Origin of the sequence: Paenibacillus sp. FSL L8-0494 (genome assembly GCF_038003695.1) — a bacterium.
Classification (GTDB): domain Bacteria; phylum Bacillota; class Bacilli; order Paenibacillales; family Paenibacillaceae; genus Paenibacillus_AQ; species Paenibacillus_AQ odorifer.
Genome location: NZ_JBBOPQ010000001.1, coordinates 1073559 through 1092956 on the forward strand (window position 1 = coordinate 1073559; position 19398 = coordinate 1092956).

Here is a 19398-nt window from a genome sequence, read left to right on the forward strand (position 1 = left end):
ATGATAATCTTCTATGCATCAATGCACTGGGTCCGGCGGTCCTAAAGTTGAAGTTTACAAGGTTTAATTATATCATAATGGCATGCTATTTACAGATTTTAGCGATAGTGCTGAACCTGTCATATGTGCCTAATATAACACAAGAGGAGCCCTATTTATGCTTCGTAAATATCAAAGTATTAGAACAACCAAGACTCTCTTTCTACGTATCTTTCCGGTATTGCTCCTGGCTCTTTGTCTAGCTGCCTCGCCTTTTGCAGCTGTTAAAGCCTATGCAGCAACGTCGGCGCAATCTCACATTGATGCTGTGCTTCTTATTGATGTCAGCAACTCCATGAAGACTAGTGACAAGAACAAAATCGCCAACGAAGCGATGAAAATGTTCATAGATATGTTATCCACCCAAGGTGATAAAGTAGGTATTGTTGCCTATACCGACAAGGTGCAACGGGAAAAGGCTCTGCTGCAAATTAGCTCGGAGAGCGATAAGCAGGATTTGAAGGATTTTATTGATGGTTTGGACCGAGGAGCTTACACCGATATCGCTATTGGCGTAGAGGAAGCTGTGAAGGTTCTGCAGAATGGAAGTGACCCTTCCCATGAGCCTATCATTGTAATGCTCGCTGACGGCAATAATGATTTCAACAAAGCGACAGGCCGGACGCAAAGTGAATCAGATAAAGAGCTGAAGGCGGCCGTAGAGGTTGCCAAAAAGAATGGCTATCCCATCTATACCATTGGACTTAATGCAGATGGCAAGCTGAATAAACAAAGCCTCGCCGACCTGTCCAATGAGACAGGTGGTAAAGCATTTTCGACGGACTCAGCAGATGATCTGCCGCAAATCCTGAGTGAGATTTTTGCCAGCCATTTGAAGCTGAAGGTAGTGCCTGTGCAGTCGATTACTGCAAATGGCGATTATCAGGATGTGACCGTCAACGTGCCTAACGGCAGTGTTTTGGAAGCCAATATCTCAATTATGTCTTCACAGCCTGTGACAGCGAAATTAACGGACCCGTCAGGGAAAGAAGTTGCGATCCCCTCAAACAATGTCCTGCTGTCCAAGTCTTCTACTTATAGCTTGATTAAGCTACTGTCACCGCAGGAAGGAGATTGGAAACTTCAGGTTAAAGGTGTGCCAAAGGATAAGATTGATATTAATCTAGTCTTTAACTATGACTTGGAGCTTAAGATCGATGCGCTGCCATCAGCAACCTATAAAAAGGGTGATAAAATCGACATCACCTCGCATCTGTTCAGCAACGGTACTCAGGTAACACTCAGTAATTTGTATCAAGATATGAAGGCGGTACTGCTTGCTACAGATATCGATACAGGTGATGTGCAAGAAATCGAACTGGATAACTCCGGAGCTGTCTTCAAGGGTACATTTGAGGTAAAAGAAAGCCATAACTACGAGCTGAAGGTACGGGCAGAGGAAAGCAGCTTTTATCGGGAAAGTGCACCTGTCCAAATCAGCGCGAAGACAGGCGGAGCAGCAACAACAGCACCTTCTACAGGGACTGGCAATGAAGAACCCCTGAAGGAAGCTTCATCCAAAACCCTGTATTACATTATAGGGGGCATTCTTTTAGTGCTGGCAGCTGGTGCAGCATGGTATGTGCTGAATAAGAAATCGGCACGTGGTTTTGTAGGACAGCTGGTAGTAGAGGTTAAAGACAGCAATACGGGTGAGAAGACCTACCCACAATATAAGAAGCTTGCAGGCTTCAAGGGCAAGTTCACCCTTCATCAGCTGCTGCAATTGGCGCCTGAACTGAAGGAGAGCGAAAGTGTTATTTTCACACCGGCTAAGAATGACCGATTGCTGTTACGCAGCGGAGAAGGTGTTACTGTGGAGAGATCCGGACGTGCTGCGGATGCTTCGCGTGGTCTTGAACTGAAGAGTGGGGACCGCGTTTCAGTATCTCTACAGACGGTAGATAAGACGATTTATCTGGAATATTTAGTATAGTAGGCAATGGCAATGTATGCCGCAGAAATAGTTTTGCTGCAAGATATCTGAAGTACAGCTTCCGCAAAACTTTTAGGAGGATAAGCATATGAAACCAGTAGTAAGAGAGCATATACAGCAGTTGGATGTATCACTAGGCGGCGGGATTGTCAGCGATAAAATCAGGGTGGATACGATTGATAATCCGATCCTGATCATTGGACTAGGCGGCACGGGCATTGATGCCCTGCTGCGTCTTAAATATCAGATTAACCGCCGCTTTAAGCTGCCGGAGGATCCAATATCCAAGAAGAAACGGGACAAGCCGGATAATGTGGAATTTCTAGCTTTTGAGACGAATGAACAGGATCGCGGAAAAAAATACAAAGGCATTGGGCTGGACCCGCAAAATGAATTTGTACTCCTGGCGAATGCTGAAATCGGCGGACTGCTACAGAACCGTAGTATTCTCGATTCTTATATTACAGATTGGCTGTCACCTGAGTTAAGTATTACAGATGGTATGAATGGTGCCGCTGGCGTGCGGCAGGCTGGACGTCTGCTTTTGTTCACCAAGATTAATCAGGTTGTAGGCGCGATTGATAAGAAGATCAAGACGTTATCCGTAGGCACTAACAAAAAGCTGATGGTCTTTCTGCTGACAGGTCTGTCGGGCGGTACAGGCAGTGGGGCTTTCTTGGATATTGCCTATATCGTACGCGGTATTATTGAACGTGACTACGGATCAGCCGGTATTGACCGTGTGAACACACTGGGTTATCTCTTTACACCTGACGTGAACCTGTCTAATAAAAGTCTAAGTGAGCACACGCGTGAATATATTCGCAAGAACGGTTATGCAGCGCTAAAAGAGCTGGATTACTGGATGAATGTGGACAGTCGTGGTGAGCGATTCCAGCAGCAATACGGTAATATTTTGACGGTAAATTCACCGCTGCCTCCATTTAATCTATGTCATTTAATCTCTGCAACGAATACCGAGGGTAAGCTGCTGGAGAATGCGTACGATTACTGTATGAACGTAACGGCGGAGAACATCACGAACTTTATGGCGAGTGAAGAAAAACAGTCTGGTGAAGAATTCGCCATCCATGACTATATCAGTAATATCCGCACCAACATTGCGCAGATGAACAAGACCTACCCAGCTAACTATGAATACAACATTATCGGTGCCTCGTCTGCTGTGCTTCCGATTGAGGAAATGACGACTTACCTGGCTTTCCGCTTGTTTGATAAAATGGAAAAAATGTTCCAGCAGGCCCCTGGTCAAGAGGATGTAGAGAAATTCGCACGTAAGCTGGGGATTGATCTCGACAGTATGATCAAGACGTTTGAATCCCGTGTGCCTGAGCCGTTGCCAGGCTACGAGAACAGCGAACGCTTGAGCCATGCCAATGTTGTTAAGAATCAAGTGGTAAGCATGGATACAGAGCTGGAGCAGAACTTCCTGGCTCGTGCCCGTGAAGAATATATCAAATCGAAAAAGCAGTTGCCTGGCGAAATTGTGGGACGTTTCAGTGAAGAGCTGGAGCGCATCTTCCTGCACCCAGAGCAAGGGCCATTCTACGTTTCCCGCCTGCTGTATACCGAGAAGGGCTTCTGTATTTTGAAGCTGATTCAGTCTTATATTGAGGCTTTACGTGAAAGCTTGTTGCGTTTGCCACGTGATATTGAGACGGCTCAGGACAGTGCGGATGAGAAGCTGAGCGATGCCCGCAGTGCTTTTGTCTCCAAAGAGAAGAAGAAAAATGCCTATATTGAGGCTAAAATCAATGAATATTGGCTGCACGCCGATGTAGAACGCACTGAGCAAATGATTCAATTTTACGAGGACTTATATGAGCTCTTAAACGATGAGAACAGCCGGATTTACGGTGTGTTTACAGAGATTCTTAGTGCGCTTAGCTCGATTTTTGCCAAGAATGGGGACATCCTTATCAATGGCGAAGAGCAGGCAGACTATAAAGGAAACAAAACTTATTATTGGAACATTGTTAACGTGCCGGATATTTCGGCGACCATCTCCAAGATCATGGATCAGAAGGACGGCGACGACCTGATTCGCGACTTCACCCGTGAAATGCTGAAGCATTCCGGACGTTGGGTCAAAGAGCAGGAGATTGATATCGTCCGCTCGATTTCGGAATTCCTTAGCGATAAGTTTGGGGATCTGATTACCCGTTCGATGGAGGATTTCCTTGTGATGAAATTCGGCCATGAAGAGCCGCTGGATAAATTCGTTGAGCGGATTATTGCCGGTAAATTGGACGAAGAGGCTGTGCCTACCTTCCACCTTAGCAATAGCTCGGGCAGCTTACATTTCCCATCATGGGGTTTCGTTTCCGTGCCTGTTAAAGCGCCGGGTATCCTAAAAGGGATTCGTAATTATCAGAATAATGCGCTTGGCAAATCGCAATTTACGATCAAGGAAAGCCAAGTGAAAAACCGTATTTTCTGGCTTAACACACGTAACGGTGTGCCACTTTTCGTATACACGCCGCTGCGGGTGTTTGAAGAGAACTATGAGCGGACCATTCTCGACAAGGAAGGGATTGGCCGCCATCTCGTGATGACGGATAAGAACAACTGGACGTACCTGCCTTCTCCGATTCCGGAAAAATCATGGGGCGACACTTACGTCAATTCTCGTGTGCGTGATTATAACGCTAGAGTGCGTGCAGACTTTGCAAAAGCGCTGGCAAGTGGAGTCATTATTGAAAAAGGTGTAGATGAGAACACAAGTAACAGATATTCTGTTGTGTTCACCAAACCTTTTGATCTGGACACCATTTTGAGTGGTTTCGATATGCAACTGCAATCCACACGCCCGAATCTCGGTGAAGTGAAGAAGGCGGTTGATGAGCTGAAGAGTCTGCGTGAGAAGGGCTTGGAGCGCGAAGGCATTAAAGATATCTTTGGCAGCATCAACAAGGACATGGCGCAGGAGAATCTCATTCGTTCACCGCAGCTGATTTCACGTGTTCGTGTGGAGTTGGCCAAATATGCTGAACTGACTGCCAAAGCCGCTGAGCTTGAAGGTGTGCTTCATCAATATCTGGACGAAGATAAGTGGATGGATCAGTTCATTGAAGCTTTGTATACGGACAGCATTATCAAAAAAGGCGCACTCTACGTTTATGACCGTGATGAAGAAGAGGACGCTTGGGAGCCGTTTGCTAATTTGATGAAAGAGCGCAGCTACGTAGAGTATGCCGTGTATCGGCACTTCCGGGAGCTGGATGAGAAGAGCCGCAGCGTACTGCTGCGTAAGGCAGCGCGTCGTGCAGGTGAAATGACTGCCGCTGAAGACGTTACCCCGCTGCTCTATAAGCTGGAAGGACTGTATGTATCATTCCTGGAAGCACGCGACAGCTTGGAGTACGAACGGGTTGAGTATGAGAGCGGCGATGAGATGTACGGATTCTACAAGAGCATGACTAGCAAGCTCGGCAGTATCCGCAGAAAGTTGAAATAGGCCTATGATCAAAACACAGGCATTATCTTATGGTGAACAATATGCGGTACAGGAAGAGGCACAGCGCAGCAAAGGGGATGGACGCAGTAGCATCCATTACCCTGCCCTGTTTCTGTTCGTAGGCGACAAGGTTGCTCCGGCCATCGGTCCGGTGCTGGATAGCTGCGAACGAAAATGGGATAACGCCGGCGGGGTTATGGCATTACATGCTGTGTCAGGTGCGGAAAAAGAGGGAACAGACGGAAGCAAAAGTAGATCTGATGCGGGAGGAAAAGACCGGGTGCTGGCCATGGCTTTGCCGGAAACGGCAGGGTCAGATCCACGCACTGTGCGTCATGAACTTTACCGCAAGTTTCATGAGGATACACGTTATCTTGCTGAAATGAATAAAGTTATCCGGCGGCTGAGCAACAGTATAGCGGATTATGGACGTCTATATTCATCTTTTGACGTCATCCATCTCTCTATCATTACGCGGGTTGATGATCCGCTTAATGTATTGCTGCCGGAAATTACACTGCTGGCTCGTGCTGTACTCGGCCAGTCCTTCAAGTCCGTACAGACAGATCTCTACGCTCTGATCAATGAGCGGGAGCAAGGGGATAATTTTGGATATTCCAGCTCAGTAGGGCTGGCTTTTCTGCGTGAATTGGACAGAATGCAGGCTACGGACTATAAGTTTAATGCGCCGTTACTTGTGACGGAAGACGGTCTGTCGATTCCAGTTGGCCATGGTCCTTCCGCATTATTTGACCTTGTGTATCTGCTCTCCGATAAGAATGAGCGCGGTATGATGTCTGCACACGGTATGGATGACAACTACGAGATTATTTCTCATATTAGTCTGCTCAAAAATCGGGTCCGCCCGGCTTCTGATCAGGCTACTGGTCATGGCGGATATAACAATATGACCTTCAAAAGCGGCATCAGAGGCAGCACTGGAAGACAAGGCTACGCCTCTGCTGGCTTTTCCGGGGTAAGAAGACCTAATGTTCAAATTGCTTTGGCAGTGCTGTATCATGCGTTCCGGCGGCTTGTCTCCGATATGCGTGAGGGCAGTTCGTGGACTATACGTGAACGGCAGGCGTTGTTAGGGCTGGACCCTGACAGCTTGCGGGAACACGCGGTACAGCTACTTCCGGAGAAAGACGGCCTGAATGAAATGACGGGGTTAATGAGTCACGGACGCCCTTCCTATAATGAACTGAAGCAGCTGTCACTTCGTGAAGCTGAACGGCAGTTGTTCGGTGACGGGGGCGAAGCTTATTTCCGTAATAACTTTGTGGCAGAGTCAAACCGGAGAGTGGAGGGAATGAATCCATTACGCCAATGGCGCACTATGCTGGCGGCACAGGAAACATCTACGCCAGCGGTAAGCTTTTATCAGCTTGCGGAGTGGACGGCAGATCGTGATGAAGCCGGAAGTGTGCTCCATCTTTTACGTCAGCATATGGCAGGCTTGCGTTCCGCGATTCTCTCCATGCAGGAGGAGCTTGCGGATCTTTATGCAGAAAGCGTGGAGCGCCAGCCGTTCCAGCGTGTGCCGCTTTTTGACAAAAGAACAGTACGTAACTTCATTCATTACTTATTCTCAGCCGTATATGGCAAAAAATATGAACTATTGGGCCTAGAAAGTGAGCTTGCCCTATGCAGTCGTTTGGAATCTGCACTTGAGCAGCTTCATATGGAAAGTATGGCTCGTGTGAAAGCTATGGAGACTTTGGAGGAAGAATTGCGTATTACTGTTATGGACAGCATTGGGCGAACAAACGAAACAACAGGCCAGAACGTAATGGAATACTACCGCGTAGTCACAGAAGAAGTGATGAAGGATATCGAAACCCGGCGTGGACCTGGAATATTCTTCAGTGAGAAGTACATGGGCAGTATCTCCAAGCTCTTAGAACAAGGGAAAGAAGCTGTGATTGAGCGTTTGATTGATATTTGCCGCCGGGAGCTGCTGACAGCAGAACCTTTCAATTTATCTTTTGAGGAAGAGCTTCTGCGGCGTGCAAATGTTGCGGCAGCCTATGAGAATCGTCAGGTTCTATCGAGGGAAGAGCTGTTCAAGCGCTTGTATCATAATTTGGAAGAGGGCGCGGCCATTAATGTTCGGCTATTCGAATATACGCAAGAGCATCGTCATGAGGAGAAATATTTCTTCGGAGACAGTTCATCAGAATTCCTACGCTACGCATTTGGAGTGGATGAGACAACTCGGATTTACCGGTTAGGATTCGTGCATGAGCAGCGGAGGAGCGGAGTGGAGAAGCTCAACCTGATGGGCGGCTTTCATTTAGAAGACCTGCTCTATTATCGCAACGGTAAGGTCTATTATGAGACTTATGCTCAGAATGGCTATCAGCTCCATGGGCTGAGTGAAGATCAGCTTCCTGAGATGCGCTGATGGCGTAATAGATGGGTACCCTCACTTTGAGTCCCTTTATTGCCTTTGTGCAATATTGATACAGTAGATTTAAGTAGATTTCTGGGATAGGGACATTTCTCCTTATTTCCAATGCACACTGTGCAATAGAATAGAAATAGTTGTTCCTCCTACTCCATTCTATTGCACAAAGTGCAATCTGGGGGATGATAACACATCCGGGTAGCCCGTTTATCAGGCAGCATAACCCCCGGAATGTTTAAAGGATAATAGTACAATTCAGGTTTTCCCGGAAAGGAAGTATAACGATGCAGAGAAAAATCAATCTGCTGCTGCTCTTCTTCAGTCTGATCGGCGGCGGGGTCGCCTTTCTTTTTGGCGAATGGCTGCTAAGCTGGTATAACGATCTGCCTTCCATCCTGCTTGTGGGTATTTATTTTGCCATTGTGGCGCTGGGTGTCGGTGTAGGCTGCCTGCTTGCAGAGATGATCTCGCCACGACTGAACGGAGCTTCATGGAAACAACGCTACCTGGGGTTATCGTGGAAACTGCTGCCTCTGATGATTGTCCTTGCACTTGGAGTTGGAGCCTTAACGGAGTTCGTTTATGAACTGAATTTTGGCGGTGCCAGACCGGTTAAGAATGTGGTGATGGCTATCGATGACTCAGGCAGTATGACGCAGAGTGATCCCGATAATAGCCGGTATTCAGCAGCAAAAGCGTTAATTACAAAAATGGACACTGACAATAAGGTGGCCGTGGTGACCTTTAACAACGAAGCTGTAGTTGTCCAGCCTTTAACGCCACTTTCAAATTCGGAGAATCGTGAGAAGGTGCTGACTGCAATCGATAATCTGCAGCCAACCGAAGGCGGCACGAATATTAGCGGTGCGGTCTCGGAGGCACTCAAGGAAATTGATAGTGACGGCAAAAAAGACCAAGGAGCTATGGTCATCTTGTTGTCTGACGGAGTGAGTAATTTCGATACCACAAGAGAGTTGCAGGCTTATGTAGAGCGCGGTATTGCCGTGAATACCATTGGTCTGGGCTTGAATGATCCAGCAGGCAATCAGCTGTTGCAGGATATTGCGAGAGTGACAGGCGGACACTATTATGATGTCAAGGATTCAGCCCTTCTGGGCGATGTGTTCCAGCAGATCTATGACCGTCTGGGAGATCGGACGCTGCTAACTGAGCGCAGTGATTCAACGGCAGACAGTCCTTATTATGCTGCGGTTCGTATATTATCATTGATGTTGATGGGGGCTGCGCTTGGATTAGGTCTGGGAATTATGTTTGATAACCGTCATTTGGCTAAAAGCTTTGGGATTGGCGGCGTAATATCTGGCTTGTTCGCAGGACTGATTCTGGAATTTGGACTTAGCGGTGACTCCTTTACAGATAGTCTTATTCGTCTTCTGGCTGTTCTTATATTAGCTGCTATTATTGCATTATTTACAGGCGTCATTCCGGTAGGTGAAGGACGTATTTATCGAAATAGAAGAAACAATAACGCAGCGCCTGCACCAGCATCGGATAACTTTCCGGGTCGGCGCAGAAGCCGGAACAGCAAAGGATTCTAGTGTAGCGGAAAGGGGTTTACATTAATGAGGTACGCCGAGGTTAATGCTTCCGCTCCGGGAATAGCGGATGTGACATCCCAAGTGGATGACCGATTCTGTACGCTGAGATGGCGCTGGCCGGACGGCGTGCAGGCGGTGTACATCCACAAAACCTCCGCAGAAGCGGCTGACATGGGAACCGGAGATGATCCGCCGATCGGTATGAAGCTCTACACTCGTGAGGAATACAAATCTAACAATGGTTATCGTGATCGATTGGATGAGATCGGATTGATATCCTATACGATATTTGCTCGTCTTGCTGAGAACGGTGAGACTGCCCTGGTGAGGCAAAATGATGGTGTGAACCGGGTGATGGTCAGTGCAGGCAAAGCCCGGATCTATTATTCCATTCAACAAAAAAAAGCCTTATTCGGAAAACAAAAGACCGTACATATGGCGATTACGGCAGAAGTGCCCGTGGCACGGGATGTCCTCTGTTATGTCAAGAAACGTGGAGGGCATCCGGCAGGGAAAGAGGATGGTATTCTCTTTCCCTTCGTCCAGGATTTCGCTCCTGGACGCAATGTACTTCCGCCGATTGAAATCGGTAAGGATGATTTTGTACGCATCTTTTTCACCGATGGCAAGAAATATGGGCTTTATTACGAATTGGTACCGGAGTGAGACTCGGTCTACGTGTACAAGCGGGTAATGAGCAGTGCGTTCATAGCAAGTACGTAGATACAACTTTTGGGAGGATGAGTAGATGTCTTTTTTTAGCCGTTTTATGAAAAAGAATCAGCCGGAGCCGCGGCCGCTTTTTTACGATATAGTGTGTCCGTATTGCTTCACCAAATTCTCTCCGGAGGATGTCGTCTTTCGGGCTATGCACAGCCGGGAGGACGATGAAAATTACGCATTGGGTGAGGATGACGCCTTGAACAAATACCGTGAGCGCTTCGGGCTCGATACGGTAGATGACATAGAAGCGATTATCAACCCGGCGGATATTCCGGAAGAATATCATCATTACACGGATCATGTGTTAACTGGGCTTACGGATCGTTACGGTGTGCTTACGCGCAGACGGCTTTGCCCGGCCTGCCATAATGAGCTGCCGGTGACTGCCGGGAAGGTGCCAAGTAACATCATATCGATTATCGGGGCATCCCAAGTCGGGAAATCGGTGTATATGACCTCGTTGATCCACACGTTGCAGCATACTACAGCAGGTCATTTTGATGCCGCTTGTATGCCGCTTAATGCAGAGATTAGCCGTAAGTTCCGTACATTGTATGAAGAACCGCTTTTTGAGCGCGGGGATCTGCTGGCTTCTACACAGAAGGAAAAAATGCAGGAGCCTTTTATCTTTCAGTTTGTCTTTAAGGATGAAAATAAACCGCCACTGACACTTGTATTCTTTGATGTAGCAGGTGAGGGTATGGTGGATCAGGATTATCTTGGACTTCATGGTCAGCATATCAAGAACTCTGCGGGTATTCTGTTTATGGTCGATCCGCTGCAAATCCGTTCTATCCGTGAAAAGATTCATATTAACATCGGTGACCGCCCCGGAGAATGGGTCTCACAATATGACGAGCCGCGCGATGTGGTGCTGACGATGTTTGGTGATTTTATTGCCTATCAGGAAAAGAGTAAGACAGACATTCCAACAGCGGTTGTACTTGCAAAAAGTGATATGCTGCATTCGCTGAAGGATGAGGATGGCGATTATATCAAGTCCAACAGCAATGTGTTCAATAACTATGTTCATCGCAAAACATTAAACATGGACGAGTTCCATAACATCGACGGGGAAATTCGCAGATTTATTGGTAAGGTGGACAGACCCTTTAAAGATACGATGGATGTTTATTTCGCGAATACGGGTTATTTTGCAGTATCTGCGTTGGGCAGCAATCCTGTGAATCAAAAGATTGAGGGTGTAGTAAGCCCGATTCGTGTAGACGAGCCTTTTATTTGGCTGCTGCATAAGCTGAAGTATATTGAGGGGAGCGACGGCCCGTGAATGGTTTCTCAGGGTCAACAATCGCCCAACAGATGTATACCCGCGAACGTCGCGGAGTGTTTCGTTCCACAGAAGGCTTCGATACGGTAGCGAAATCAGATAGTCTAGACAATAATTTTGTGAAAAAAATCCTTCATCCCTTCTGCCTCTACGATGCTCCTGCGGAGTTGACCGCGCGTGGGGAGAAGGATGAGGCTGCATATCCTGGAGCGCTGCACCTATTTCATGCTGAGAACGGGGATACAGTTATTGGGCTTAGTCGTTATCAAGCGGCCGATTTCACAGGCCAACGAAGCGCCTTTTTTGCACATAACTATGTAGTTCCTGCTTCACGTTCCGAAGAAATAGTCCAGAGCTATGGGGACTGGCTGCATGCTGATTTTGCAGAGCGTTATACTGGAGAGCTTGGTGGAACTTTGCCGGAGCTGCCCTCTATTCCAGTTGTTCGCACAGACCGCAGCCCTGACCCAATCGCAGGCTTACGCTTGTTAGGGATTGATGAAGGGATATTCAAGGCGTTATTGCAAGCTGTGATGCTCTCTGTAGCAGGTAAGAAAAAAATCTACGTGGCTCTAAACGTACCTATCACGGAGTTGTCCGCGCGGGCGGTGGAGCTTACAGAAATTCTGTATAGCGTGCTGCCGTATGAATTCCGCCGTAGATTAGGCGTGATTACGTATGCGAATGAACCGAAAAGCCGTAAATATATACATCTTAGCTTTGTGGAAAAAGGTTCGCTGCGTCCCGGTGATCGCAGTATTGAGAAGGATTATACCTTCGATTTGGCTTCCGGACGGATGGGAAATGTCGATTTTGGTGAGTCCCGCCAGCCTTATGCTGATTTGGTGTGGAAGCTGTTACTGCTGAATCCAGGAGATATTAACGACTTTGTAAGCTTCGCCGATCAGATTCTGCGTGGAGAGAGTCCTGAGCATAAGCTATCCCTTGCTTTCTATAATGAGCTGGCTATATTTTATGAGATTGAGCAAGGGAACGAGCATTTATATACGGAGAATAAGAGTGCGGTGCTAAGTGGTTTGCTCTCTTACCTTAAACCAGACGGTGCAATTCATTCTAGAATCCGCTTGAACGATATTTTCTTAGAACGGTTCGACCGGGAATTTGATCTGATTCGGCAAAGGAATGTGCCAGATCCGGCGATTATGGAATGTTTTAAGGAGTATTTTGTACTTAAGGATCACAATTACAGGGTCAGAATCGTGGATTATTTCATCAATGGGATGCTTCATAGTGTGGAAGCGGGCCGCAAGGATATCTTGAGTGCCGCTTACGGGATCATTGAGAGTAATGATGAGTTAAGTGGAGCCTACTTCCAGCGCGTGATGTCTGAAACATATTTCCGTAAGCAGCTACTTGAGCCTTATATGGAATCAAGACTAGCTGCGGCGTCCAGATCTGCGGATATACTGAGCTTTGTACTCCATTGGGGGCGGTTCCTGCCAGTGGCGTTAGAGCAGTCTTTTGCTCAAAATGCTGTGAAGGATTATTTGCTTGAAAAGCTCCAGCTGGAACATGATCCGGTGGCTTCTGTAGCGGAAATTCATGAAATTGTAGATAAGGCAGAAAAAGATCGCCGCAAAGGAACAGGAGTTGCTCCTAAGGCACTCTCCCTAATGCAGGATCTTGCTGCTTCAGCAGATAGATTCTTACTGAACCGCTTATCGCTTTCCGATATGACGCAGGAGGAGCTTCTGGAGGTAGTTTTTTTACGGTATGGTAATGTTGTCGATTGGCAGCCGCCACTGGATAGGATTAGCAAGCAGAAAGAGAATGCGCTGCGTGCAGCATACCGCTGGTTTGGTGAAGAGAAGCCGAATGAAGAGATTTTTACAGGATTGTCTCCGCAGGAACTAGACGATGTGCAGCTACTGGGTCGTCGTTTGCTAAAAGAGGCGCGTGTTCTGGAACCCTTTGAACGGCTTCCGCTAGCCTTCTACTATACAACTCAGCGTGAAGGGGGTCCGCTGGATTACGATGCGCTTCTGGAGCTGCTAAAGCGTAAAGCCGGTTCCGACAAAGAAATCATCTATCGGTTTTTTGCTTGGTCGCAAGGCAATCCTTTATTTACGGTTTCGAATAAAAAGCTGCAACCGGGTTACCGCAAAGCGATTCTGAAGTATTTCCTGAGCAGTGATCGTGAAGCGTTCAAGAATCGGGAATTCCGAAAGAACTATGTCGCGGCAGCTCGGCCTGCTCTGCAAAATGTGTACAATGAAGCCCGCTCCCAACTGGCTTCCCCGCTGGCGCGCTGGATCAGCCGCAGCCGATTTCGACTCTTAATCTCCGGCTCCATTACGGGTATTCTGGTGATTATTGCAATTATCGTATTCAGTATGCTGCGTCCGGATGATACGAAGACGGCTCTGCCGGGGACAAGCCCTGAGCCGACCCCTGTTCAGAGTGCAGGCAATGTGCTGCCTCCGGCTTCAGTATACTTGAAGGATCAGAGCGACGAAGGAGATAAGGGGAGCAGCATATTGGTGTTCACCTTCGCAAGTGCAGATGACTGTGTGCAGTTTCAACCGACTGAGATTAGTTCAATGTCTTCGTCTACAGAGATAGATAAAAGCTTTAAGGTCGCTGCTACGAATGGCACTTGTCCAGTGCCGTCAACGGATGGGACGGATGAGGGAAACGCCGCTGACGATTCAGATGCCGCTGGCACTACTGGAGGAACAGCAGAAGGTGCAGATGCTACTAACGCAGTAGCTGATGCTTCTCCGTCTCCTACGCCTTCCTCTGATACTGAGGACAGCACTGGGTTGCCTTCCGCAACAGCTGTGACTGAAGGTGAACAACCATCATATCAGGTTGAGGTTACATTGGAGCCTGGAGCGACAATTCTAGAGAAAAGTATGATTAAAGCCGGAAGATTTACATTGATCGTAGATCCCGACCCTAATATTCCACCAGCTTCTGATTCAAGTGCTGAACCTTCCCCAACTGCAAGTCCGGAAGGAACAGCCGAATAACAAGCTTTCTGAACAGCAATACCTACCGGCAGGTGGCGTATTGCTGTTCATTTTTTTGCTGCCCTTACTAAGCTTTTCTATAGACATGCTATGTATTAATAGATATGATTATGGATGTCAAAATAAGATACTACATACTGGAAAAGGTGCAGACTCTATCAATCTAGTCGTCTGCTTAAAAGGGAAGTCCGGTGCAAGAGTCCGGCGCGGTCCCGCCACTGTATGTGCGGAGCGTTTCTTCTATAAGCCACTGCCCTGAAGGTAGGGTGGGAAGGTGAAGAACAGCGATGAAGCATTAGCCAGGAGACCTGCCTTTTTTGTGAGCGTTTCTATTCTTCGTGGGGTAAGAATGTGGAACATATACAGATGGACTATCGGCAGGAAGCAAGCGCCGCAGCCTCGATTTGTAATCTTCCCTGACCGCCCTCCAAAGGGGCGGTCTTTATGTTATGCGTCTTATTCCCAGCAGTACCCATTCTTATTCAGAAAGAGGTTAAACAATGAAGAAAATCATGTCTTCCAAGTTTGTAGCACTTGGGCTGGCCTTATTCGTGGTCATTTCAATTCTAGGAACATCTCTTGTTCCGGCAGGACAAATATTTGCAGAAGCGAGCGCTGGCTCTGGTCTGGAAGCAACTGTTGCGGAACGGATTAATGTTGCGGATGCGACTTATGCGGCTGCAGAATATCTCTTGAAAGGTGGCGTGCAATCTGATTGGCAAGCCATTGGATTAGCGCAAGCAGGGTACAAGCTGCCAGCTAGTTACCATTCAGAGCTTGAGAAAAAAGTAAAAGAGGCAGCTGGGAATTTTGCCAATGTCACCGATTATGCTCGAATCGTGCTCGCAGTGAGAGCGATTGGTGCAGATCCTACTAGCTTTGCTGGTAATGGATCAACTCCCGGCTATAATCTGATTGAGAAAATTTATAATAATAGGAAGCTCGGTGAACAGACGCTTAATAATCCGGTATATGCTTTACTTGCGCTGGATTCTGGTAAATATAATATTCCAAGTGACGCGAAATGGACGGTGGATAAGCTTCTTACGGAGATTCTCTCCAAACAAAATCCGGATGGGGGCTTTGCACTAACCTCAGGCACAAGTGAGCCTGATATGACAGCGATAACCTTGACGGCTCTGGCGGCACATAAAAATAATCCCGAAGCCTACTTAGCAGGGCTACAAGCCGTATCCTGGTTATCCGCAGCTCAAGATACCCATGGGGGTTACGGTGACAGTGTTGAAAGTAGCGCACAAGCAATCCTTGGACTCACATCCTTCGGAGTTGATCCTAGTGGATTAGAATACACCAAAAACAATGTGGATCTAATGGAGAACCTGCTTAGCTATCGTCTAGCTGATGGTAGCTTCACCCATAGCCGTGGTGGAAGCAGTAATGTTCTGGCGACAGAGCAAGGGCTTCAGGCGCTGGTTGCCTATAATTTGCTGTATAAAGGAAGCAACAGTAAGCTATACGATTTTTCCAAATCCTCCATTCAGAGCTCACTCATCTACGCTCCTGTAACGATTGAGGGACCACGGGCCACGTTGGCACAAGGGTACGCCTATGCTGGCAACGCACTTGGAGCGTTAGAGAAGCTGGCGCTTCAAACGAACTTGCCGATCACGAATCCTTCGGGCAGTTATGTGACTGGCATCGGAAGTATTGCTGCTGGAAGCTTTGGTGGTTATGACGGATGGATGTATGTTGTATCACGTGACGGAAAATGGATTAATCCCGATGTAGGCATGAGTGATTTTGTACTTAAAGATTCAGATCAGGTACTGGTTTATTATGCCGGAGATGACACTAAGCTTGTGGATTCCGTTACGCTTTCCAAAGCAAATCTTAAAGAGGGCGATTCTTTTAACGTCATTGTAACTAGTAAGACGTGGAAATGGGACGCTGCTACGAACACTTCCTCTCCTGTAACTGCAAAAGCTGCGGGTGTTCAGGTCCAAATTGGAGCTCAGACGGTAACGACGAATGCTAAAGGTGAGGCCGTATTCTCAGGAAATGTGCCCGCAGGTGACTATACACTGACTGTAACTGGCTACCGTGAAGGCAAAGCCCCAACGATTGCTAAATATACAAAAGCTATAAAGGTAATTTCTAAGAATGTAACAGCTTCTCTTACCGTTGAAGGCCCGGAAGGATTGATTAGTGAAGGGACTTTAAAAGCCTCCAATGCTCTTGAAGCGTTGCAGCAACTAGGGTCTACCGATGATTTTAAAGTAGATATCACCAAATCGTCTTATGGCAACTTTGTATCAGGTATCCATGGAGTTTCGCAAGGTACTTACGACGGATGGTGGAGCTTCGTAGTATCACGCGGCGGGGAGTGGATATATCCAAGTGTGGGTATGGATGCGTTCGAACTACAGGAATCCGATCGTGTGCTTGTCTATTATGCAGGTGAAAATACACAGGTTATAGATTCTGTGGCGCTTTCCCCAACGCAGCCAAAAGCTGATGAAGTTTTTACCGTAAAGGTTTCCCAGAAAAAGTGGGTGTGGAATCAGGACAGCTTCACTTCTGATCCGGTTACCTCACCAGCTGCAGGTGTGCAGGTTTCGATTGGTGATAAGAAGGTAATCACGAATGAACAAGGTGTAGCTGTTATTGAGGGGGGTCTCCCGGCAAATAGCTATACAATGACTGTTACCGGTTATGTTAAAGACAGCGTACCGAGCGTAGCGCGTTATACTCAGTCTCTGACTGTTGGATCGTCTGTTATTGCTCCAGCTAAAGCTACCGCTACCCTTTCAGTAATTGGAGATAGCCGGAAGGGAACTATCCTAGCCAGTACAACAGTAGCTCTAAAAGAGGGCGAAACGGCTTATAGCTTACTAGTCAGTCAATTAGGCACTAAGGTAGTATCATCCGGCAACGCTGGAAGCATCTACGTGAAGTCTATTGACGGGTTGGCTGAATTTGACGGAGGCCCAAGCAGCGGATGGAAGTATAAAACGAACCGGGATGCTGATCCAAGCATAAGTGCAGACAGCTATATTTTGCAGAACGGTGATACTTTATATTGGTACTATACCTCTGGAGAATAAGGAAGAGGATTGATTAGGCGGGTACATGGATTCGGAGTAACTAACGGATCGGGTGCCCGCCCTTTTTATATTTGGAGGAAAGTCGTTTTATGACAATATATACTTTTATTCGACACAATATTCAAAAAATCATCAAACTCTTAGCCCTTCCGACCGATAAAAATAGATAGATCATAAGATAATGTGAAGGCGGAGTGTAGATGAAAAATTTGAAAGTGAAATACAAAATAGGGTTGCTTTTGGTATTCGCTGTAATCATGGTGAATGTTGTAGGTGGCATAGGCATCATCACGATGACCCGAATGGCCGAAAAGACAAATGAGACATATAATGAAAATTTATTGCCTGTTTCTTACGTAGGGCAGATGCGTACGAATAATCGGGCTATTGAATCCTATCTTTTGGAGCGTTTGATTAGCGTAAATGCCAGCAAAAACAAAGAACTTTCTGAGAGTATTCAAGTGAAGGTTCAGGATAATAATGAACTTATGAACAAGGTGAAAGCGATTCAGTATAATGATCCTGCTATTGTAAGTAAAATCAAAGAGTATGAGTCCTTTTTGCCAGATTATCGTGCACAGCGGGATAACATTATAAAGATTGCTGATAGTAATCATAATCAAGAGGCCTATAAAGTATTTTCAGGCGAATTTAACGAATCCCGTGAAAAAATGATCAACCTACTTAAAGGAATTAGTGATTCTTTGCTTAAAGATGCTGATGAACACAATTCAGATTCCATGGCAACCGCTAAAAGCATGCGGGTAAACAATACCATAATGATTACGTTCGCCTGGGTGATTTGTTTCGTAATTAGTATTGCAATTATTCGACTGATAACAAAACCCCTTAAAGAACTGCAAGGACTAATGAAGCGGGCAGAAGATGGAGATTTGACCGTGGTAGCAACGTACACCGCCAAGGATGAGATCGGCCAAATTAACAGTTCATTTAACAATATGCTGCAGGGCTTGCGGAAGATGATGCAAGGGATTGCAGAGAGTGCAGAACTGCTGTCAGCTTCATCGGAAGAGATGAGCGCTAGTGCTGAGCAGACCTCATTGGCTTCACAAATGATCGCTGTATCTTCTGGAGAGATTGCCGCGGGTTTTGATGAACAGACAGAGAGCATTAACAATACAACACGTTCCATAAAAGCAATGACCAATGATATTGCAGCCGTAGAGGGCAGCAGCTATGAAATGTCGGATCTAATGGGCGTAGTTTCCGGTTCATCGGATCGTGGAGTAGAGGCTGTAGACCAAATCATTGTGCAGATGAAGGAAATTGACCTCAGTGTAACTCAGAGTCAGGAGATTGTTTCTAATCTGGGGACATTGTCACAAGAGATTAATACAATTATTACAACGATTAACGGTATTGCTACACAGACGAATCTGCTTGCGCTCAACGCTTCTATAGAAGCAGCACGGGCCGGTGAGCATGGACGGGGATTTGCTGTAGTTGCTGGAGAAATTCGTAATCTGGCGGAAGCAACTAGAAATAGTTCTTTGCGGGTTACAGATATTATTACACATATCCAAAAGCAAACCGAAAGCGCAGTAGAATCCATGGCTTTGGGTACTGAGCTAGTCACCAATGGCGTAGTTCAAAGTCATCTGGTATCTCAAGCGTTTCATGAGATTCAGACTTCCATTAAAGAAGCTACCTTGCAGACAGCGGAGATCAGAGAAGCTGTTGCTCATGTCGCCTTAGAATCACAAGGTGTGGCAGCAGCTATGGAACAGGTCAACGTTATATCAAGTAAAGGGGCGGAGGGTGTTCAGGACACAAGTGCAGCGAGTCAGGAGCAACTATCCGCAATGGAGGAAATGTCGGCTTCAGCTCAGTATTTAGCAGTACTGGCAGAAGATCTGCAAAAAACATTGTCCAGCTTCAAACTATAG

General features: G+C 46.8%; 9 protein-coding genes and 1 riboswitch. All 9 genes read left to right on the top strand.

Annotated elements, in window-relative coordinates:
• The first annotated feature begins 157 nt into the window (after positions 1-157).
• Positions 158-1975 (top strand): vWA domain-containing protein, encoded by a 1818-nt coding sequence (locus NYE35_RS04790; protein ID WP_036680809.1) that lies wholly within the window; start codon positions 158-160, stop codon positions 1973-1975.
• 88 nt (positions 1976-2063) lie between these two features.
• Complete coding sequence (locus tag NYE35_RS04795) at positions 2064-5453, top strand: tubulin-like doman-containing protein (RefSeq protein WP_076274034.1); 3390 nt, start codon at positions 2064-2066, stop codon at positions 5451-5453.
• Positions 5454-5457: 4 nt separating this feature from the next.
• Positions 5458-7860: a transcription initiation factor TFIID gene (locus tag NYE35_RS04800; protein ID WP_341120269.1), complete on the top strand. Its 2403-nt coding sequence runs from the start codon at positions 5458-5460 to the stop codon at positions 7858-7860.
• A 287-nt stretch (positions 7861-8147) separates the two neighbouring features.
• Complete coding sequence (locus NYE35_RS04805) at positions 8148-9422, top strand: vWA domain-containing protein (RefSeq protein WP_339211404.1); 1275 nt, start codon at positions 8148-8150, stop codon at positions 9420-9422.
• Between the two features lie 24 nt (positions 9423-9446).
• Positions 9447-10088: a beta-mannanase gene (locus NYE35_RS04810; RefSeq protein ID WP_341120270.1), complete on the top strand. Its 642-nt coding sequence runs from the start codon at positions 9447-9449 to the stop codon at positions 10086-10088.
• A gap of 82 nt (positions 10089-10170) precedes the next feature.
• Complete coding sequence (locus tag NYE35_RS04815; protein WP_038568871.1) at positions 10171-11433, top strand: hypothetical protein; 1263 nt, start codon at positions 10171-10173, stop codon at positions 11431-11433.
• On the top strand, positions 11430-14426 hold the full coding sequence (locus tag NYE35_RS04820) for a GAP1-N2 domain-containing protein (protein ID WP_341120272.1): 2997 nt from the start codon (positions 11430-11432) through the stop codon (positions 14424-14426). Before NYE35_RS04815 ends, NYE35_RS04820 begins: the two co-directional genes overlap by 4 nt.
• A 127-nt stretch (positions 14427-14553) precedes the next feature.
• A riboswitch (cobalamin riboswitch) is annotated at positions 14554-14756 on the top strand.
• Between the two features lie 170 nt (positions 14757-14926).
• Complete coding sequence (locus NYE35_RS04825; protein ID WP_341120273.1) at positions 14927-17491, top strand: DUF4430 domain-containing protein; 2565 nt, start codon at positions 14927-14929, stop codon at positions 17489-17491.
• Positions 17492-17691: 200 nt separating this feature from the next.
• On the top strand, positions 17692-19398 hold the full coding sequence (locus NYE35_RS04830) for a methyl-accepting chemotaxis protein (RefSeq protein WP_076104212.1): 1707 nt from the start codon (positions 17692-17694) through the stop codon (positions 19396-19398).